Below are 20,442 nucleotides of genomic sequence, written 5' to 3'. Positions count from 1 at the left end.
CCCGTAGGGGCGGCATGTTTGTAGCCCCCCGGGGAGACCATGTTTACAGCCCCGTAGGGGCGGCATGTTTGTAGCCCCCCGGAGAACCATATTTACAGCCCCGTAGGGGCGGCATGTTTGTAGCCCCCCGGGGAGACCATGTTTACAGCCCCGTAGGGGCGGCATGTTTGTAGCCCCCCGGAGAACCATATTTACAGCCCCGTAGGGGCGGCATGTTTGTAGCCCCCCCGGAAGAACCATATTTACAGCCCCGTAGGGGCGGCATGTTTGTAGCCCCCCCGGAAGAACCATATTTACAGCCCCGTAGGGGCGGCATGTTTGTAGCCCTTTGTAGCATACAGCATTTATCATTCAATCCAATCAAACAAATATTTTTCATCATACGATACATCAAATTTTTCTAATAATTCAATATATTCATCTTTGAATGACCGTTTTTCATGGTGTTTTTTCTGATTGAGAATATATTTGATAACGCTGTCAATCTGGGACCGGGAATATGAAAACGCACCGTAACCTTCCTGCCAATGAAATTTTCCCAAGATCCATTTTTTCTCATTGATAAACCGGGACGAATTTGATTTTATTGCGGAAACAAAGCCCCCTATATCCATTGACCTGCTGATCCCGATGAACACATGCACATGATCGGGCATTCCGCCGACCGCCAGGAGCTTCTGCCCTTTGTTCGTCACAATGCCGGTAATGTATTTATATAATTCTTCCTGATTGCCTTCATAAATCAGATTCTGTCTTCCCTGCACGGCAAAAACGTAGTGCAGATAGGCCTGTATGTATGAATTTGCCATTTTAATTTTATCCCTCGCTTTGTTACAAACATGCCGCACCTACGGGGCTTGGATGGTTTATATGTCATTATTCTACAAATATGCCGCCCCTACGGGGCTTGGATGGTTTATATGCGCTTATTCTACAAATATGCCGCCCCTACGGGGCTTGGATGGTTTATCTGTCATTATTCTACAAACATGCCGCCCCTACGGGGCTTGGGCGGTTTATCTGCGCTTATTCTACAAATATGCCGCCTCTACGGGGCTTGGATGGTTTATCTGTCATTATTCTTAGGAGGATTCGGGGAGATGTCTGCGATGATTCTTTCTGTTGGGGTTTCCGGGCCGTGCTTGGAAAAATTATTTTCAAGTGCTTTTCAATTTTTTAAACCGGTCTTATTCTTCGCCAGCAAAGCATCAAAATATTTAATGGTGCGTCTCAGACCCTCTTCCAGCGGAATTTCAGGCTCCCATCCCAGTTTCTCTTTTGCAAGGCGGATATCGGGCTGCCGCTGTTTCGGGTCGTCTGATGGCAATGAACTGAACACAATTTCCGAACAGGAGCCTGTCAGACGAATAATCTTTTCTGCCAACTCAAGAATTGTAAATTCCCGAGGATTTCCGAGATTGACCGGACCGGTAAAATCATCCGGAGAATCCATAAACCGGATAAAGGCTTCTGTCAGGTCATCTACATAACAAAAAGAACGGGTTTGCGATCCGTCTCCGTAAATGGTGACGGGATCGCCTCTGAGGGCCTGAATGATAAAATTGGAAACGACTCGCCCGTCATCGGGGTGCATGTGGGGTCCGTAGGTATTGAATATCCGGGCGACTTTTATGTTCAGACCGTGCTGACGATGGTAGTCAAAAAAAAGGGTTTCCGCACATCGTTTGCCTTCGTCGTAGCAGGATCGCAGCCCGATGCAGCTGACGTTGCCCCGGTAACTTTCCGTCTGCGGATGGATATGCGGATCCCCATACACTTCGCTGGCGGAAGCCTGAAAGATTTTTGCTTTGACCCGCCTGGCCAGTCCCGGCATGTTGATTGCGCCGTGTACGCTGGTCTTGGTGGTCTGCACCGGGTCAGACTGATAGTGAATCGGCGAAGCAGGACATGCCAGGTTGCAGATTTCATCCACCTCCACATAAAGCGGAAATGTGATATCATGGCGCATCAGCTCGAAATAAGATAACCCGCTTAATGCCTTCAACTGATCTGGCAATATCTCTTGGCGTTGCCAGATAACCTTGTCTTTTCTAAGCTTCCAAACGTCTTAATGCCTCGGTGATGACGGAATCGCCGGGGTTTGTTTGCAGATAGGAGGAACAGAGGGCTTTTGCATCTTGAATTTTGTTGTGGAATTTGAAGAGTTTGACACAGTTCAGGACGGTGTTTCGCTCATTCGGATCAATTTGTAACGCTCTTGAAAAATCGTCGTCGGCTTTTTTTGGGACAGCCGTAGCAATCATAGCTCGTCTGCCAATATCCGATTATACAACTCGTTATATGCCTTAGCCTGAACATCAGGCGCATACTCTTTCTCTGCCTTTTCCCTGCATCGTTCAGAAAAATTGACACCGTTGTCATAAGACGATATGACCCAGTTAATGCCTTCAGCTAATCCGGCAATATCTCTTGGCTTTGCCAGATAACCAGTCTTTCCATGTTCCACCATATCCGGCATTCCCCCGATATCAAAACCGACTATTGGCAGACCACAGGCCATTGCCTCAACAACTGTATTCGGGAGATTATCTTCCAGAGACGGAAGAACAAAGAGGTCAGCCGCGCTGTAAACCAAAGCAAGCTGATTTTCATCTGCTATCTGACCTGTGTTGAGGACCTGATATTTAGACGTAATATTTGCACCTTGTGGAAAATTGCCGAATGTGACAAGGATATACTCATGTCCGCTTTTCAGGGGAAATCTGTTCAAGGCTTCTAACAGATATGCCAAGCCTTTTCTCTGGTTTACAACAGAATCTGCGCCGAATAAAATTAATTTTGCGGTTTCGGAGACATTTGAAGCTTTTCGAATTTGTGTTTTTGGGTAAGGTTTGAATATGTCCAAAGGAAATCCGTTCGGAATAAGATCAATGGGAAACCTTGAAAACAATGCGCTTTCTTTTGCGCATCCGGCAAGCCAGCGACTCAGCGCAACAATGTGTATGTTTAAATCGCTATAAGCGTTCAGTTTGTGATTCCATGTATGGTATGAAAGATCATCTGTAATATCAGAACCTAACTGGGGACATGCGCCGCAGGAGGTTTTATATTTGAGACAATTTCCTGTATAATGACATCCGCCTGTAAAGGGATTCATGTCATGAAGCGTCCATACAATGGGCTTACCCATCAAAGCCAAACCTGCATTGGAATAATCCATAGCACCCGCAACCCAGTGAAGGTTGATGATATCAGCTTCCTGTATTTCTCGAATGTGATCAAGTCTGACACTTGATTCCGCATCTGTAAACATTTCAAGTCCGGCAGGACGTCCGGGGTAATTGGATAACAGGGTTTGCCACTTTCCGCATTGTTGGTTCCATATCGGAGAATTATAAGCAGGGGCATCCAGACAGTTTACCTTATCCCCGGCATAACTGACGGGCAACACTTTAACGGTCGGGTCGCCGCTTTTTTTGTTCAGCACAAGCATGGCAGAATCAAGACCAATGGATTGCAGTCCCTTGTGCAATCGGTATGCCGCCTTTCCTGCGCCTCCGAAATCCTGCATACAAAGGTGGACAACTTTATATTTTTTTTCAGAACGTCCTGCTTTTTCTAACAAATCGGACAATTCAATTTTTTGGCTTAAAAGTTCTTCTAATTTCATGCTTATTTCTTTTTGTTCGATAGTGATGGAATCAGATTTAACCCCATAATTCTGAAATGATCATCAAATCCGAAAGCTGTATCAAGACCGAGTGCCTTCATCACTGCAAAAGATGTGCAATCAGTGAAGCTGAATTTCTGGTCGGAATATTTTTGAAAAATGTTCCATGCCGGCCTCAGATATGTGTCATAAATCTGAACAATTTCAACCATACGACTGCTGAGAAGTTTTTGTCCCCAGTCCGTCGCTATAGTATGTCCGATTTTGTAGCGCAACCACGTCACTGTTTCATCAAAAATATAATCTGTTGTTACCAAAGAGATATTCCGACTCAGAATCACATTGTATGCTTCTTTCGCATTTTGATGATATCGGTCTTTTTTATCTGCCAGCACAATCCATGCCCCCGTATCTGTAAAATATTGCATCAGTCCGCCCCGTAAATATATGCGTCGTGATTCACAGAACCGTCATTCACATCGCTCTGACATATTCCCACAATATCCCGAGCCGGGTCATACTTCCAATTTCCGGGGGGATGTCTTTGTTTTTCTGAGGCTGCAATGGCACGCGTAACTGATTTAAGGAGCAGCGGCTTTTCAAAGTTCCGGATACATGATTCGGGAATAGTGATATTTAAGTTTCCGGCACTGTCATAGCTGACATTAATCTTCCTCAACAAACTTGTGTCCATGATATTCTCCTTGTTTTTAGACCCGTCAGGGTGCCATATTTTTAGCCCGTTTATCATTCAATCCATTCGTACAAACATGGCACCTTGATGAGAGTGAAAATCGCTACACAGATTTCCGATATGCCCGAAGGGTCGAAAACACTCCCGGAATAATGGGCAGATGCGGCTGGGTCTGTGTCGGGTCAGTGGGACAGAGTAATGGGATATCAATGACCTCACAATGATAGGTGTTTTCCATTAATTTCTGACATGCCTGCCGGATTCCCGGTTCTTTTCCACCATGATGGGAGAAAATCGCTTCTCGGTTTTCATCATTCATCGCTGGCAGATAATCATGGAAAATCATTATTCCATCGGGAGCAAGGAGCGGAAAGAAATCTGTAATATCCTGCCGGACACCTTCATAAGTATGGCTACCGTCAATGAAGATGAATTCAGGAAAATTGCCGTCTTTCTCAAAGAACTGTTTCAACTGAGGCGCAGCCTGATGTGAAAACATATGAAGGTGTGACACCTCATTGCTGAGATGTTTGAGGACTTCGTAGAACTGGGGCTGTCCGCCCGGTTCAATGGAAAATCCCTGAACATTTGGTGTTCTCTGTTTTATAGCCGCATGAATCAGCAGAAGAGAGGCTCCGGCCCAGGAACCGATTTCGACAAATCGCAGAGGAGATGATTTGGCAGGCAGAAGCTTCCGAATTGCATAAAATAATTGAAATCGTTCATTCTGCGACATCTGACTGTCAACGCCTTTGCGAGAAGGGTCACTGTTCTGAAAGTCGGTGACAAGCGAAGAGGGAAGTGACTCATTGACAGGAAATTTATCCGGTTTGCGGAACCAGACACCTGTTCCGTCAATTTGATTAATCTCAAACTGAAGATTTCTTAACGATTCAAATTCATGGATCGCCTTTTTGCATCCCTGCCAATACCCGTAATCATCCACCTGAATAAACCCGTTATTAACAACATGGTCATACAGATTATGTAAAATTGCCTTTGTTGATTCATACCAGTCGCCATCCATATGCAGAAGCGCAATCATTCCGGCGTTGTCTCTCATCTGGGGCAGAGCGGACTCAAAATATCCTTTCACTGGTTTGACAATATCTGAGACACCAAGCTTTGCACAGATTTCTTTTACACTTTCCTCTGGTGCGGCGCATGTGCCTGTTCCCCAGCCCGTTGCTTCGGCTCCGACACCTCTGCCGTCCTTATCCTGTTCCGTGGGTGTTGGCATACCTTCAAAGGAATCAAAAGCGTAATGCCATCGGGGGCGTTTGCTGTAGCGTTTGATAACTGTGGCCAATAAGGCTGTCGAGCCTCCGGCGGCAACGCCACATTCAACAAAATTTCCGGGAATATCTTCCAAACATACCTGCTTTGCCAAAGAAAATAGGGAAAAGAGACGTTCCTCGCTCAACATGGTGTATGGGCGAATAAGCTGAAGCAATTCCTGAAATTCCGGATCGTCAATTTTAGGAGAAGCCAATTGCGGATACTGGGCAGAAATTTGACTGAGTACTTTTTTGGCATCTTCGTTGTTCGGAAAATATCGGAGTTCCTCCTGCAAAGCTTCACGGGCTGAAACTGGCTGATTAATCCTTAAAAAATAAATTGCCCGCAAATAGTCAAGTCCCTGTGCCGGTTTTCTTAATGATTTGGCTTTGTTCAGCAAAGCAAATGCTTCATTGTTCTTATTTGCATTTAAGGCATTGGCCGCCTGTACCATCAGATTTGATACGAAAGCTACAAATATCTCATTAAGTAATGCTTGTGCTTTTTCATGATTCGGTTCGACAGACAGCAGAGCATTCAATGTGTCAATCGCCTCATCCATTCGTCCGAGCCGTGCAAGCGCTACAGCCCTGCCATAACGTACTGAGTGATTCCCAGGATTCAGAGAGATGGCATTATCAAGAAGGGCAAGTGCCTCTGTGTTGTTATTCGCATTCAAATGTTTAACAGCTTGTTCAAGAAGCATCTCAATGTTTTGATGATTCTTTTTCTGATTACCTTTCAGTTGGAAAACCGCGACAGCGTCTCTGGGTATGATATCATTGGTAATCGTTATAACTTCAAAACCGAGTTCCTCAAGAAACTTGCGCATAATACTCTTACACATTGCCGAAAATGTATAAAAGCTTGCTCCGCTTTGCACAAGAGAAGGAACATCATCTCTGAATTTCTGAAATCCGATAGGGGTTTCCATATCAGAAAAGTGGAGAATGCCAACCCCGTTTTCTTTTAGCAATGCTTTTGTGATTTCCAAATAACGGAATATCTCATAAGGCTCCATATGAACAAAGGCATCAAAAGAAATCATTACATCCAGAGACGCTGGAGGAATTTCCTTTATTTCAGAGCCGTTTGTTATAATATACTGAATTTTCTCTTCATCTTGAAATCTTTGTTTCAACTGATTAAGCATTTCAGTCGAAATATCTACTGCGTAAAGATGTTGGCATCTTGGCAACAATAACTGAGTAACCCTTCCGCCGCCGGGGCCGATCTCCATGATATTCAGATTATTACCTTCCGGGAGGTAAGAGGAGACAAAATGATCATTCAGATATTTGGCGAATTCCTCGACAGAGAAAACATTAATGCCGTAGGGGTGTCGCATAGCCTTGCACATCACATTCCATTCATCTCCCAGATATTGGACTTGCGTGTGATCTTCCGAAACCAGCCCGGGAATTTTTTCGTCTTTTTTGTACTTGTCAAAATTATGTGCGTAGGCATCCCAGCCTTCTTTATTTATTTCTTTTCTGATCATTTTGTTTTCGCTATTCTTGTTATCGGTTTGCGGACTCATTGAATTAAATTTTTGTGCGAGATGCTTGCGTATAATTTTGTCAAACTCCAGCGCCCTGTTTTGCATAGAGTATTCCCGCAAGCATCGTTCATGTCCCCGTTGTGCGATAGCCTCTCTTTTATCAGGATTTGCCAAATAATAATGAATCTTGTCAATCAGTTCTTTTTCATCACGAAAAGTCTCAATTTCCTTTCCCGGTTCAAAATACTGGCTGAGATTTTCAAAATATTCTGTCAAGAGGAAAACGCCGCTGCCGGTTACTTCAAATATTCGCATATTAGCAGTTTCCTTAACAGCAAGGTCTGTTGTCTCTTGATGAGCAGAATTTTTTGTCTCTAATATCCCTCTGGCATCAATAGCAATCCTGCCAGAGCGAAGGGCACGATGCATCGAAATTCCGAAATGTGCCCCTAAATTATACTTTGCCACTTCAGGAACAATCTTATCGGTCTGACCGCTCAGATAGTAGGCACAGGAAAATTCCTGCCCCGGTTGTGAAGCTGCTTTGGCAATTTCTGTCAGGTAATGATTACGGCGAGGATGCTGATTTAATGTCCATTGCCCTGAGAAAACGACATCATAGGAAGGCTGTTGCACATCACGAATCATTTCATGTATGAAAACAGGAAATCCCGGGAAAAAATGCTCCGCTGATTTGGCACCTAAGGTAAGAGCGGTCTCTCTTAAAGCAGAAAGACTGGATAGCATGATATCAAACTCCGACCAATCCGTACCTTCGGGAATATTTGCCGCTCGCCAGCCAATTATCAGTGATGGTTTCCACGACAATGAACGGACAAACCGACTGTCAAATGTTATCGGATCGGAAAGGTAAAGGACATCAGGTTTTAAATGTTCTATCTGCCTTCTTGATATTTCATACATCCAGTCCTTATCATTCGTAAGTAAGACATGATTTTCACGCATCCATTGTTGCTGAGAATAGGGGTTATTCGCTATGATCAGTTGGGCTTCATAATCCTCCAATTCGTTCATATAGGGGGCAAACATGTGAATAGCGCCGAGACCGTCTCTGAGTAAATCATCAATTTGTTCTTTAAATGAGGCAGAAGAAAGAGAGGGATTTGCTTTATAATAATTGCTCAGATAGTGGACATAAAAGGTATGAATTTGTAAAAACTTCAAAAGTGATTTTTCCGTTCTTTCCAATGGCAAATCAGCAGATTGTTCATGGCCTAATTGCATCTCCTTTTTTCCTCATTCAAAATATTTTCTGATTTTCTATAAATTATTGGTTCATTTGCTTCTGTTTATTTCTTATGCACTCGGTCAGGTTAATTACCGCAGGATTTTCTCCAAATTGATTCACGATTAAATCACATACTTTTTTTGCTTCATCCAAGTACCCAGAATTAAAAAGCTTGTCTGTCAGTATGATTAATGGGTTCTGATTATTATAAGAAGATATTCCTGATATTGAATCCAAGTAACAGTCTAACTCACTGTTATCATTATTTTCTTTTCCTACAGTTCCTTTATTTACAGAAGCTTTTTTTTTATCCTTATCACCAACATCCGTAAAAAATTTTCTAACCTCGTATTCAAATTTGTCACTCCATAAAAACATTGTATTTATTAAACAAGGTTTTAAATACATTAATGCTGAAAAAGCTTTCTCACGAATTGTTTGCGGATTTGAATGTATTTGCATCAGAACATTACACTGCATTCCCTCAATTTCATCAGGTGTGTATTCTGTAAAAATCAATCGGCTATTAAACTCTTCTACACATATTTTATGATTGGAAACCTTCGCTTGGTCAAAAAATATATCCTTTCCCTTTGTGGGCGTTTCAATATACCCTTTTTTGCCAATTCTCATCAGCTCCTGACAGGCTTTTTCAGGATGTTGACTATGTTCCAAAACATGGGAACAGTAAACAAAATCAAACTCTTTATCTTCAAAAGGTGTGTCTTCAACACTGCATTCAAAAACCGGCTTTCCCTCAACATATTTGAATGGAACACCTGCCCTTCCGTATTTGTGATCCTCCAAGGCTATGTCAGCCAAATGTGTGGCAAGAGGAAAAGGAATATGGCCGCTTCCGATATCCAGCACCTTATCAGAAGGTTTGATGCCGAAATCAAACTGACGTGCCTGATAAAGATTATATCGGTCTTTGTACGGAAATCGTTGATAGCAATCATAGACTTCGGCAAGCAATTCTACTGCCTGCTTCGGATACGCGGCGATCAATTGCTCATAGATGTCAAATGCCTCTGAAAAAGTGCGGCTTTGGAACTTCTCTCTGGCGATGCTCAGGTCATTCTGCAATCCGCTCAGGTTTATTCTGAACTTCTGACGCCTGCCCAAATTATAAGTCATCCCGATCTTCACCTTGCTGTTTTATTAATAATGATAACGACACTGAAAAATTACTATCATCTCATCAATGACTTGGTACACCAGTCTATGCTCCTGATTGATTCTGCGCGACCATTTTCCTGACAAATCAAAACGAAGTGCTTCCGGTTTACCAATGCCTTCTTCAGGATGACGTTTGATATCTCGTATCAATTCATTGATCCGTTTAACAATTTTTTTGTCATGTTTTTGCCAGTACAAGTATTCGTTCCAAGCCCGGTCAGTCCATGCAATCATCATTATCAATCATTTTCCGTATGTTAAAATTACCGGCTTCAAATTCGGCAATGCTGGCACGTAATTGGGCGGCATTGGCAGGACTGCGTAATAAATACATTGTTTCTTCAATGGCATTGTAGTCCTCAAGAGACATCATCACAACCGGTTTTAAATTTTTACGAGTAATAATTACCGGATCGTGATCTTCACATATTTTTTCCATTATATTAGCAAAATTTTTTCTGAAATTTGAATAAGCTATTGCATTCATAATGACCATCCTCTATTATTCTCATTTTGAGTTATCCTAAATATTTTTGCTCCTGTTCAGGAAGCAGTCTCTGCAAAAGGCTGTCTGCAAAAAATTTGACACCCCAGTTGGGTATTGAATACCCGAGATAAGGACCGCCCACAGGACAGCTTCCGGCTAACCCTCCTGAAATATTGGGATCCGTTACGCTACCAAGCAGATGAAACATTTTCAAGTCATTTAATAGCATATCCGCAGATGATTTCAGCGATGGATCATTTGTATATTTGGACATTCTCCTCATGAAAAATTCGATCTGGGCATTACCTGTTACACAAGACCAATTATCACTGCTGGACCAATTGCTGTCCAATGTTCCGGGAAGCGTTGAAAAATATCCCTGTTGGGTCGCTTCTTTTAATTTTGCATAAAACATGGAAATATTTTTTGCGGCATGATGCAGAAGATTCAGCACATTTTTAAACTGCGGATTGTTTATATTCAATCTATAAATCTCCATCAGACCAACCAGCACATAACCAACCAGATGAGTCCAAGGCTTTCCGGGATCACTCAGGCTGTTATTTGCAAACCAGGCATTGGCAGAAGCTTGGGAAAATATCCAATTGACGGAGCGTTCCACCGCTATACGGTATTTTTCTTCTTTGCTTACACCATATAATTCCAATAATGCCCATGCCACCCTGCTTTTATATGCCTTGGGTCCGCTATAGGTGCTTTTTGTCCATTTGCCGTCCGGATCCTGATTTTCCATGATCCAATCTGCGGCTTTTCGGGCTGCCTGCAAATACTTCTGATCGCCGGTTTCCGCATAAAGAGCTACCCATCCGATAATAACCTGTCCGGTGTTGAAGACACGGGGACGTAAGCCATACACACCAACTGGCTCTCCGGCTCCGCCTTCGGGCGATTGAATCGCTATTTCCCAATTTCCCATGTCAATAGCACGTTTCCGATAAGACGCATCGCCTGTCAATTTGGAATAGCACAAAAAGGTCGGAATAATATATCCTGTGGTTTCAGGGTAATCCACATCCCAACGCTGTGAATCCATATGATACGCCGCGGACACTCCGCCGCCGGTGTTCACATCCTGCGCTTTTATCAGCCATTGCATACACGCGGAAAGATGGGTTTCATCAGGATGAACCGCATTGGAAAATTCATTGAATTTCCTTAACTCAAGCCGTCGTTGTTCGAGTCCGTTACTATCGGGTGAATTCTCTTTTACTCGATTTTGAGCTTCTCCAGCTATTCTTCTGATTTCAGCATCATCCGGCTTTAAGTTAAGAAAACTTGTACAAAGCTTTAGCAAGTCTTCAAATTTATTTAAGCTGCCCAAAATTTCCGCACATTTGAGAACGGTCTGTCGGTCGTCCGGCTGTAGTTCAAGGACTTTTAATAAAAGCTGCCATGCCCGCTCTTTTTCATTGGTTTCCCATAAGCGGAATGCCTGATTTCTCATGCTGTCCAATGCAGACGCTTCTGTTTTTCTTTCCTGAACAGATGATTTTATTTCATTTAATACCCGGGTGATTTCCGCATTGGAAACAGCGGAATTTGTCTTGTCTTTAATCGCCTCTAAAAAAAACATCTGTTCCGGTCTGTTATCTAGCTGTGCGACTTGAGGAATAAGGCTTTCACGGTAGTTTTTTTGTTCGATAAACGAAAAACCGGCTTCTTCAAAAAGAACTTTCAAACTCTCAAAATCATAAACATATTTGCAATGTTTGTTACCGCTTTGAAACCCGTAGAAAAATTCATTGAATTTATCTCCGATAGTCTTTCCCGGAAAACGATTCCGACCATCAGGAAGTTTTTGAGAGTAGAATTCCGAATCTTTTTTCAGATATTCTTTTGCCAAGATATGTAAATCCTGCGTTCCAAAACGGGCGATACCCCCGGGCTTTAATACCCTGTGGACATCTTTGATGATTTCTGATGCCCGCTGTCTGCTAAAATAATTAATCGCAGAAATACAGGCTACAATATCTGCACTGTTATCGGGAAAGGGAAGCAGGTCTTTTTCCAAGTCCAAAATAATGTCCGAACCCGAAAAAATATCAATATTGACATACCCTTCAAGCTTTATCGAACCGCTACATAAATTGATTTTAAGTCCGTCTTGTTTATGCAATTCGGTTTTGCCCGGATTTTCAGCCAATACCTGATCTTTATGCTCATCTGTCAAAGCTTGTTCAGGATGTTCAAGGAAATAGGACATACAGCGTTCCCTACAAAATTTTGGTGCTTTGCCGGACATGACATTCCAGCGAAATTTCTTATATTTTTCGCTGTTCCAAATTCCCATCACATCCTGCTCGAACATATTACCGAAAAAGGTAAATTTCTCGTAGTCATGGCAGCAGGCAACCACAGAACCGTCCACCAGAATATTAAAGGCTTTTCTCACACTGTCGCATTCGCACATCGCGGCTCTGAGTGAAGCCATATCAGGATAGCAAGGGCGTTGGAAACGGGGGTCATCCGAAGCTGAAAAATGTGAATTCGGGTCTCGGATATATGGCGATTTGAACAGCGGTCTGAGTCCCAAAGATTCGGACAGGTTCCGAAACCCATTCATTTCATGGTGGTTATGCTTCATAACAATGAATTGCGGCATGATGTGAACCTTGTTGCCATATTTCTGGTTAAAATGCTGAAGCATTTTCAAGGCTTCCACAGCTTTTTCCACACGACCACCGACTCTGTATTTTTCGTAAACTTCCTGAGAAACGCCGTCAATGGAGACAATAATATCTGTAACTCCTGATCTGATAAGCCTTTCCGCTTTCTCCTCCGTCATTGATTTCCCATTGGTGCTGATATTGGTGCTGGTGAAAGCAGATGCATATTCGATCATTTTGAAAATGTCTTTGTTCAGCATGGGCTCGCCCCAGATATGCAGATACAGATGTTTGCAAAAAGGGCGGATTTTGTCAGCGATGATTTTAAACTGGTCAAATTGCATCCAGCCTTTTTTTCGGGTGACAAAATCTCCGCCAACGGCGCATTCAGGGCATTTCAAATCACAACCCAGAATGGTTTCCACTGCGAATGTTTCGGGGATCAATCGGGTAAATTCTTCAGGGTATTGAGTTTCGTTTTTCTTCTTTTCTTGTGGCACAGATTGCAACTGACGATATAAATCCTGTGCCTGACTATCATCAGGATTATCCGCAAGTTCCTGTTTTATAGCCGTAATAGCGTCATCAATTAAGCCCATATTGCCCAGACAAATTGATCGGAAATATTGCAATTTCTGCACTTTTAACTGTCCGGCTTGCGCCAATTTCAGAGTTTTGTCCAAGTATGTGGTCAAGGCATCCTGAAATTCGTTGTTTTGTATTTTTGAAATGCCTTTGTTTATCAAATCACGAATTATCTTCTGTCCGGGCCAGTTTGTGCGAATAGAATTTATCAGATATTTATCATCGGGGGAAATCTCCTGAGCTTTTTCTTTCTTATCAATAAGAGAAAGCAAAAAATGAGCAATCCGTTCTGAAGGGTTATAATTCTCACCTATTTTCAGATTTATTTGATCTTCCAAATATTTTTCGACGCTCTCATTTCGTTTAAATTGAATAGGTTCAGCCACATGAGAAGATATAAGCGAAGGAATGTCGCCAATATCAACTGATGTGGTAGAATATATTTCTAACTCATTAGGAAAATCTAATCGTTTGCAATGAATTTTTCTTAATTCTTTTGAGTAAATACAGACTGATGGTATTTTTGACAGGTAGGCTTCAAGCATCGTAGTTGAAGCATAATGAAACAGTATTCCACACTCATGTATAATTGATGAAAAAGGGATATTCTCTATAATAAGAAGGATGTTTTTATAATCCTGAAATGCCGAGTAAGGATTGAGGTTTTTACTTTTATAGTGAGCATTCTCTTGAGGATGAGTTTTAATAATAAACAACAATTCCGGATAATTAAGAGCGTTTTTGATAATAGAGTCAATCCACATCTGCCTCAGTTTTTTCGTTCTTTCAACGACTAACAACATGTCTTCAAATTCTTCTTGTGCATTTTCAGCATTTCTATCCACCTGGTCCCCGCATCCGATTATCTCCTGAGGAGAATAATCAGCATAAGAGAATCCTGTAACAAATAAAAGAATTTTTTCCTTTTGATACTGGCCAAGTTTGGAACGGATATGAGAAGATAACACCTTCTCGACATTACGAACCGGCCCGGTATAATCTTCAAAAAAAGGACACCCAAAATATTTAATTCTGTCAATTGAGGAAACTTTATTTCTCTCTAAAAGTGCATTTCCTACTAGTTGAGCAGGATTTCTTCCCCAAAAGACTTCATAATCAATGAAATTATTCCCATATTTTTCCAAACCCACCAGTGCTTCAATAAGAATTGATGTATCACCAATAATAAGGCCTTCAGCCCGGAAACAAATCAATACGCAATTCAAAGCATGTTTCAGTATGTAAAAAGAATATGACGTAGATATCGCTGTAAAGGGAAAAGTCATAATGATATGAGGGTTGATATCCAATGTTTTTATAGCAAAATCGGGATCACGATATTCAAGTATATGTACTTCGGCTTGTGGATTGATCTTTTGAATTGCTGACCGGACTTTCTCAACCGTCTTTATCTCTCGTTCAGCATGATTTAATATCAAAACAATTTTTGGCGGCATATTCGTTTTTACCTCAGAATTCTTTAGCATAAAGAGAAAGCATATCTTCCCACGTCATCCACTTTTCGGTTCCATTGACAATCAGATCAGCAGTTGCGTCAAATCCGATATTGAACAAAGCGTCAAGAACGGAAAGGTAAGGAATGAAATTATCGGAAAGAATTTGTTTATAAGGTCTTGGATCATAATTTTGAAAAAAAACGTCAATATCATCTAAGGGAAAAACTTTGTCCTCCAGCATATAGTCAAATGAACCATAAGCGCAGTAATATTGTTTTGCGTTGCATCTTCGTAGTAATTCTACCACATGCTCAGACCGCTTTTTCTCAGACGGATAAGAAGAGCTAAGAACAAATTTACGCTTCCACGCAAAAGATTCGCACACATACCTGATAAAAATCATATTTTGCTCGGCTAAAGAATTATAAGTGGATAGCAACCATTTTTCCAAAAAAAGAGCAATCATATCAAAATATGGTGTTTTGCCGTAGTTCTGTTTTATACGCTTCCACATCTTTTTTCGCCATGGAATATTCTCGTTGATTTTTGTCTCATTGAGAGCTTTTTTAAAGGAAGATTTTTTGTCAATCGGAACAGTATGCCAATCGGCTTTATTTTTATTTATAAATAAACGATTGCGCTGATGATAGCCTTGTACTGAAAATTGAAAATCATCCAAGAATATAAAGACATCCGCTTTATAGATAAGCTCGAAGTAGCCTTGCCAGGGAAGGAATGTTGGCTGCATCATTGACACATTCATATATTTTTTGATAACTCCATGCGAATAATTTTTACGCCTCTGTTGGCCCACTCGAAAGAATCCCTTAAAGGCACTTCGCTAAAACCCAGTTTTTTATAAAGTTTTACAGCCGCCATATTGAAGTCTGCAAGATGAAGATATAATCTCACTAACCCTAATTCATTAAAAGCGTGATCAACAAGTTGCTTTGTCGCTATTGAAGCCACCCCTTTGTTCTTTAAATTCTCTTCTCCAATATATATCCAAAGTTCGGATTCCTTATTCAGAACAATATGTTTCAATCCGCAGTTCCCGACATGCTCTTCATTACATAAAATGGCAAAAACCTTTTGACTGGGGTCTTTTAATGTTTTCTTAAAATATACAAGATGCGTTTCAAACGTCGGTAGCTCGCCACGCATCAAAAAATCACGCCGTAACATCGGATTTTGGATCCATAAAAAAGTCTTTTTTATGGATCTTTCGGTAAAAGGAGCTATTTGTACGGAAAAACTCATGGATATAAACCCGACATTACAATTCTTGCATATATTTGCTTCCAAGTATTCCACATGACGACATCAGACATGGAATGCCATCAATAACCGGAAATATCAACAGACAGTCGCCACAAAAATAATTTCCTTTGTGTAAGACCAGAGAATTTTTACAACAAGGACAGGCAAAAAAGTCATCCTCACACGACTCACTATGAATATCTTTTTCTATTATCATTAATGCGGTCTGATTAGCAGGATTGGTAGAGTGATCAAAAATTCTGTGTTCAGTCACATTAAAATTCAACTCTTTTGCATGCCTAAATAAATCTTTACAATAATATTGTTCTCTTATATGCTTTTTTGTTTGTTCGGTTCCCAACTCATTAGATGGTTCCAGCAATATCAAATATTTTCTTGTTATTCTATATAATTCGGAGAGAATTTCTTTTTCTTTTCCACGGTTAGGCTCTATTGAATGAGAAGTGTATACAATATCAACAGCGTCATCCGCTATTGGTATTTCAAAATAACTCCCAACAAATAAGACCGTATTCACATTTTTGTTCTTTGAATATTTTTTTCCGTAGTGAACTCTGGACCATGATATGTCGAATCCCAGAATGTCACCCGGTATATTTTCCATTGCATTTACAACATTCGCAAGCGTTGTTGCCTCACCGACACCGGCTTCCAGAATTGAGTCACAATGCTTATCATCAAACAATTCCGCGATGGCAGTTGTGTATCTTATTTGAGATTTCTCTGCCTTGGGGTCTTTCAATATCTCTGTATATGAACCCGCCTGCAAATCATAAGAAATCAATATGGCTTCGACAAGGCTTGTTGAAGAATCGTCTGATTCTCTGAGGTACCTGATAATATTGGTATCCTGATCGTACAATTTCTTTAACATCTTCATATTCTTTGATCTATGCATTTTTTCACTCTTCTACGAATTTGCCAGTAAGACGGACTTCATGGATTTTGTTTGTTTTGATCAAAGAACCGACGATTCTTTTCTCCAACCTCGGAAAAATCTCATATAAAAGCTGCGATCCCCTTCCCACAGCATATTTAAAATAACATTTGACAGGTGAGTTATATTGAGCGCAAATTGCCTTCCATCCTATCAGAAAACCCATTTTTGCCACAGCCTGTTTATAAGGCTTATCGAATTTGAAAAAATAATCTTCGGCAACATAGGTATCATCATACAGATTTCGCTGAAAAAAGGTACTCACTTTATAAGGATTTGCCACATTTTGATAAATAACCATACCGGCATCTTGAAATTCTTCCTGCATCCACCAATTGGTAAATCCATAAATATCATGATACTCATCATAAATGCCGGTGTCAGGATAAGGAATCACCGCACCATATAACTGGAAACAATATACATATTTTTCTACGGTTTTAATAAACCTGATGTTGTTTTCAACGTGTTCAACAGATTCCCATGGGAATCCGGTCATCAGATTGATATACATGGGGATGCCGAGTTTTCCAGTCATCAAAACAGTTTCATAAGCATCTTTGGCGGAATACCCCTTATTCACTTTTTTTAAGGTTTCATCATCCGCGCTTTCAACGCCGTATGTAATCTTGGTCATCCCTCCTTCTTTCATTGTCTTTAAAAGGGATTCGTCAACGCAATTGATACGGGTCCCCGCGTCCCATGTAAAAGGAAGCTTTTCATTCCTCAAGCGTTTGCAGAACTCGTGAATCCTGTCCTTATGGATTGTAAAGGTTTCATCTGACATCCAGAAATGGGTGATTCCATATTCCTCATTCTTATGAACCATTTCGGCGATAATACTATCCACACTTCGCTTTCCCCATGCATACCAGTCACTATGAGAACAAAATGAACAGCGAAACGGACAGCCACGCCCGCAGGAAATCACATTTAACCCCTTTACCGAGCCATCCGCAACAGTAAAAGGTTCAAGGTCAATGGATGATACATCCATCTCTCCGAGTTCATCGGTTTTCATCAGTCTCCGGGGTTTTTTATTGTGCTGAACCCTGCCTTCCGAATCAATATAAGAGGCTCCCCGGATTTTCACAAGCATGGTTTTGTCCTGTCCGTCTGTAAACCATCTGCAAAAATCATCAATGCCAAGTTCCGCTTCACCCCGAAAGACGATATCCGCTCCGTGCCGAAGGCTTTCTTCCGCGCCTATTGACGGATGAGGCCCTCCGGCAATGACAAAATACCCGCCTTCCTTGCATAAGCGTTGCAATCTATAGACTTCGAGAATATTATATGTGCCATAGGACAGACCGACAACATCAGGATTAAAGGAATCAATCACATCATTCTTGATCTGATCCATGTTTTTAAATTTTTTAAATGTATTGATAAACACCCTGACATCAAAGCCATTCTGTTTGAAACGCTTGATCACATAGGTCAGCCCCGTAGGAATCGTCGCTATAGGTGTCGGAAAAATGATAGCAATCTTAGTCATGACTTACTTCTCTCTCAGGATTTGGGATAGCAGAACAAAACGATTTGCCGACCGAGTCCCACCTTGGCCAGCGATTCGTAAAACTGATGCAACAGTTCCTCTCGCCCGGAATTACGAAGGGTCCGCTCAAAAGTTACTCGTTTCTGATGACATTTTGGCCCCAGTTCGGAATTGCCCACATAAACATCCCCCATAAGCAGGAAAAGCTCCAAGGGAAATGTTGTTTCACAATAAAAAACCTCATATCCGCAGGCTGAAACCAGTTTCTGAAGCGATGGCACGGAAAAATAGTTGATATGATTGGGCGGTACAAACCACCACTGATCCAGATGATGAACCTCATCCGCGGCTTTTTGAAACTCGTTGAAGTCATTAGGCACGTCAATAACCAGCATACCTGATGGGTTAAGAATCTTCTCACGAATTGCCTTCAATGCGTCAGCAGGCCCGGGCAGGTGTTCGAGAACATCAAGCATAAGCACGACATCGTATTTTGCACCGACCTTGTCTATATCATCAATTCCTCCCTGAATGACATTGATATCTTCCTTTTTTGCATATTCGACGGCTTCTTCGGCTATTTCCATGCCGGCGACTTCATAACCCTGATTTTTAAAATAAATAAGTGCCTGTGAAAAGCCGCACCCCACGTCAAATATGCTGAGAGACTCTTTTTCATCTTTCTCATTAAAGAATTTTTTCAAGACACGGTGAATATCACCCCACCGCCAGTCAAAAAATTCCTTTTGTGCTTTTTGAACTTCCAGTGATGAGTCATTAAACTGCTGATAGCTCTGATAGAACTCTTCCTCATAATACTTCTTCAGATCCTCATCACTTGGAATGGGATGAATACGCAAAAATCCGTCTTTGGGATCTTCAATGATTTTATAGCCTTTTTTCTCCATTTTCATTCCTTTGCCGCTTTCCTGAATGAAGTGCGTCAGCGATAATACACAGGGATTCCCCTCTTCTGATCGGAGCAGGAAGATTCAGAATATTCGGTATGGGTATTTCCAAGCTCACCAACTGATTAAGGATGTTCCGAATTTCCTGTTCATTCGTGAGCGTTGGGATACCGAGTTGTTGAAAAATTCTCAGGAATTGCAGCTTTCCCTTTTTTACGTTTGGCTGTAATGATACAACCCTTTTTTTCAGCAGGGCCGCCTCAAGCAGCATGGATGAGACCGTGCCAAATACGCAATCCGCAGCCAGCAAAGCATCTGTTGGGGAAAAATTCCCGATAACGGACACTTCAGGTGCATATTCATTCACCATCTCCTGAAAATCCTGATTCGACTCTCTTGGATGTTTTTTGATTACCCACCTGATTCGCTGACCGTTTTTTGTCTCTTCAGGAAGCGGTGTAATATAACGCCAGAAGTCCTTTTCATCAAAACCAAGAGACGCGTTTAGATGACGAATCACACCGGATATAATCAAAACAAAAATATCTTCCTCTGAGACACCTAATAATTTCCTGATATTTGTCCGTGCTTCTTCCCCATTGTCATCTGATTTTTCAGCCAGTAATCTTTCCCAGTACGGGTTGCCGGTTATCAACAAACGATCTTCAGGAATTCCCTCGCTGATACATCCCTCCATGGCAGTCTCATCGCTAACCGCCACAACATCAGGCAAATAATACAAATCGTTTGTTCGAGGAGTGGAAAAACGTATCCCAAAATTCGTCCACCAGTCTATGAATGATAAGCAAAATATGTCCCGCTCATAAGCTTTTCTGATAAAGAGACGTTCTGTCATCGCATCAAGACTTGTGCCTGTTAAGATAACATCAGGACAATAGGCGTTTAAAAGGCTCTCCGCATCCGACGCCTTTATGTCATCGGAGAACGATGCAACAGGAAGAATTTTCTCACGCTTGAAAACTTCTCGGGCGGGACCTGCACTTACCGGCAAGAGTGTATCTTCCGAACATTCCCAGTTCTTTGCCAGCGCAGAAATCGCATTTGCCGAGCCAGTATCATGGCAAACCATCATAATTTTTAAATTTCGCTCAGTCACAAATAAAAACAGC

At 41.6% G+C, this 20,442-nt stretch carries 17 protein-coding genes; all 17 read right to left on the bottom strand.

Annotated elements, in window-relative coordinates; translation table 11 throughout:
- Positions 1 to 347: 347 nt before the first annotated feature.
- Positions 348 to 809 (bottom strand): IS200/IS605 family transposase, encoded by a 462-nt coding sequence (tnpA, locus tag dnm_RS12185; RefSeq protein ID WP_207682922.1) that lies wholly within the window; start codon positions 807 to 809, stop codon positions 348 to 350.
- Positions 810 to 1,168: 359 nt separating this feature from the next.
- Complete coding sequence (locus dnm_RS12180; RefSeq protein ID WP_276571880.1) at positions 1,169 to 2,017, bottom strand: UDP-glucuronic acid decarboxylase family protein; 849 nt, start codon at positions 2,015 to 2,017, stop codon at positions 1,169 to 1,171.
- 34 nt (positions 2,018 to 2,051) lie between these two features.
- Positions 2,052 to 2,264: a hypothetical protein gene (locus dnm_RS12175; RefSeq protein WP_207682921.1), complete on the bottom strand. Its 213-nt coding sequence runs from the start codon at positions 2,262 to 2,264 to the stop codon at positions 2,052 to 2,054.
- On the bottom strand, positions 2,261 to 3,631 hold the full coding sequence (locus dnm_RS12170; RefSeq protein ID WP_207682920.1) for a glycosyltransferase family 4 protein: 1,371 nt from the start codon (positions 3,629 to 3,631) through the stop codon (positions 2,261 to 2,263). Before dnm_RS12170 ends, dnm_RS12175 begins: the two co-directional genes overlap by 4 nt.
- A 2-nt stretch (positions 3,632 to 3,633) precedes the next feature.
- Entirely contained in the window at positions 3,634 to 4,059 is a 426-nt protein-coding gene (locus dnm_RS12165; protein ID WP_207682919.1) for a type II toxin-antitoxin system VapC family toxin, read from the bottom strand.
- A complete protein-coding gene (locus dnm_RS12160; RefSeq protein WP_207682918.1) occupies positions 4,059 to 4,325 on the bottom strand; it encodes a hypothetical protein in 267 nt (88 codons plus the stop codon). Before dnm_RS12160 ends, dnm_RS12165 begins: the two co-directional genes overlap by 1 nt.
- 103 nt (positions 4,326 to 4,428) lie before the next feature.
- Positions 4,429 to 8,349 carry a TylF/MycF/NovP-related O-methyltransferase gene (locus dnm_RS12155; RefSeq protein WP_207682917.1) on the bottom strand — a complete coding sequence of 1,307 codons (3,921 nt, stop codon included), beginning with the start codon at positions 8,347 to 8,349 and terminating at the stop codon, positions 4,429 to 4,431.
- 43 nt (positions 8,350 to 8,392) lie between these two features.
- Positions 8,393 to 9,439: a class I SAM-dependent methyltransferase gene (locus tag dnm_RS12150; protein WP_207682916.1), complete on the bottom strand. Its 1,047-nt coding sequence runs from the start codon at positions 9,437 to 9,439 to the stop codon at positions 8,393 to 8,395.
- Positions 9,440 to 9,514: 75 nt separating this feature from the next.
- The gene (locus tag dnm_RS12145) at positions 9,515 to 9,769 is read right to left on the bottom strand and encodes a Txe/YoeB family addiction module toxin (RefSeq protein ID WP_207682915.1); all 255 of its coding nucleotides are present in this window, start codon (positions 9,767 to 9,769) and stop codon (positions 9,515 to 9,517) included.
- Positions 9,750 to 10,019, bottom strand: a complete 270-nt coding sequence (locus tag dnm_RS12140; protein WP_207682914.1) for a type II toxin-antitoxin system Phd/YefM family antitoxin — start codon at positions 10,017 to 10,019, stop codon at positions 9,750 to 9,752. The genes dnm_RS12145 and dnm_RS12140 overlap by 20 nt, the downstream gene beginning before the upstream one ends.
- A 31-nt stretch (positions 10,020 to 10,050) precedes the next feature.
- Positions 10,051 to 14,718, bottom strand: a complete 4,668-nt coding sequence (locus dnm_RS12135; protein WP_207682913.1) for a radical SAM protein — start codon at positions 14,716 to 14,718, stop codon at positions 10,051 to 10,053.
- Positions 14,702 to 15,439, bottom strand: a complete 738-nt coding sequence (locus dnm_RS12130) for a WbqC family protein (protein ID WP_207682912.1) — start codon at positions 15,437 to 15,439, stop codon at positions 14,702 to 14,704. The genes dnm_RS12135 and dnm_RS12130 overlap by 17 nt, the downstream gene beginning before the upstream one ends.
- Before the next feature lie 8 nt (positions 15,440 to 15,447).
- Entirely contained in the window at positions 15,448 to 15,948 is a 501-nt protein-coding gene (locus tag dnm_RS12125) for a GNAT family N-acetyltransferase (protein WP_207682911.1), read from the bottom strand.
- Between the two features lie 16 nt (positions 15,949 to 15,964).
- Positions 15,965 to 16,843: a methyltransferase domain-containing protein gene (locus tag dnm_RS12120; protein ID WP_207682910.1), complete on the bottom strand. Its 879-nt coding sequence runs from the start codon at positions 16,841 to 16,843 to the stop codon at positions 15,965 to 15,967.
- Between the two features lie 28 nt (positions 16,844 to 16,871).
- Positions 16,872 to 18,404, bottom strand: a complete 1,533-nt coding sequence (locus dnm_RS12115; protein ID WP_207682909.1) for a B12-binding domain-containing radical SAM protein — start codon at positions 18,402 to 18,404, stop codon at positions 16,872 to 16,874.
- A 14-nt stretch (positions 18,405 to 18,418) separates the two neighbouring features.
- On the bottom strand, positions 18,419 to 19,318 hold the full coding sequence (locus dnm_RS12110) for a class I SAM-dependent methyltransferase (RefSeq protein WP_207682908.1): 900 nt from the start codon (positions 19,316 to 19,318) through the stop codon (positions 18,419 to 18,421).
- The gene (locus dnm_RS12105; protein WP_207682907.1) at positions 19,293 to 20,429 is read right to left on the bottom strand and encodes a hypothetical protein; all 1,137 of its coding nucleotides are present in this window, start codon (positions 20,427 to 20,429) and stop codon (positions 19,293 to 19,295) included. Before dnm_RS12105 ends, dnm_RS12110 begins: the two co-directional genes overlap by 26 nt.
- Between the last annotated feature and the right edge of the window lie 13 nt (positions 20,430 to 20,442).

This window comes from Desulfonema magnum (assembly GCF_017377395.1).
GTDB lineage: Bacteria > Desulfobacterota > Desulfobacteria > Desulfobacterales > 4be13 > Desulfonema_C > Desulfonema_C magnum.
Note: the sequence above shows the minus strand (reverse complement) of the source record. Positions and strands in the feature narration are given on the sequence as shown.

Bases quoted from the DNA above. Each gene is read 5' to 3' on its own strand.
- dnm_RS12170 (WP_207682920.1), bottom strand. From the start codon at position 3,631: ATGAAATTAGAAGAACTTTTAAGCCAAAAAATTGAATTGTCCGATTTG.
- dnm_RS12110 (WP_207682908.1), bottom strand. From the start codon at position 19,318: ATGAAAATGGAGAAAAAAGGCTATAAAATCATTGAAGATCCCAAAGAC.
- dnm_RS12135 (WP_207682913.1), bottom strand. From the start codon at position 14,718: ATGCTAAAGAATTCTGAGGTAAAAACGAATATGCCGCCAAAAATTGTT.
- dnm_RS12160 (WP_207682918.1), bottom strand. From the start codon at position 4,325: ATGGACACAAGTTTGTTGAGGAAGATTAATGTCAGCTATGACAGTGCC.
- dnm_RS12165 (WP_207682919.1), bottom strand. From the start codon at position 4,059: ATGCAATATTTTACAGATACGGGGGCATGGATTGTGCTGGCAGATAAA.
- dnm_RS12140 (WP_207682914.1), bottom strand. From the start codon at position 10,019: ATGAATGCAATAGCTTATTCAAATTTCAGAAAAAATTTTGCTAATATA.
- dnm_RS12145 (WP_207682915.1), bottom strand. From the start codon at position 9,769: ATGATGATTGCATGGACTGACCGGGCTTGGAACGAATACTTGTACTGG.
- dnm_RS12130 (WP_207682912.1), bottom strand. From the start codon at position 15,439: ATGATGCAGCCAACATTCCTTCCCTGGCAAGGCTACTTCGAGCTTATC.
- dnm_RS12115 (WP_207682909.1), bottom strand. From the start codon at position 18,404: ATGACTAAGATTGCTATCATTTTTCCGACACCTATAGCGACGATTCCT.
- tnpA (WP_207682922.1), bottom strand. From the start codon at position 809: ATGGCAAATTCATACATACAGGCCTATCTGCACTACGTTTTTGCCGTG.
- dnm_RS12125 (WP_207682911.1), bottom strand. From the start codon at position 15,948: ATGAGTTTTTCCGTACAAATAGCTCCTTTTACCGAAAGATCCATAAAA.
- dnm_RS12155 (WP_207682917.1), bottom strand. From the start codon at position 8,349: ATGCAATTAGGCCATGAACAATCTGCTGATTTGCCATTGGAAAGAACG.
- dnm_RS12175 (WP_207682921.1), bottom strand. From the start codon at position 2,264: ATGATTGCTACGGCTGTCCCAAAAAAAGCCGACGACGATTTTTCAAGA.
- dnm_RS12120 (WP_207682910.1), bottom strand. From the start codon at position 16,843: ATGTTAAAGAAATTGTACGATCAGGATACCAATATTATCAGGTACCTC.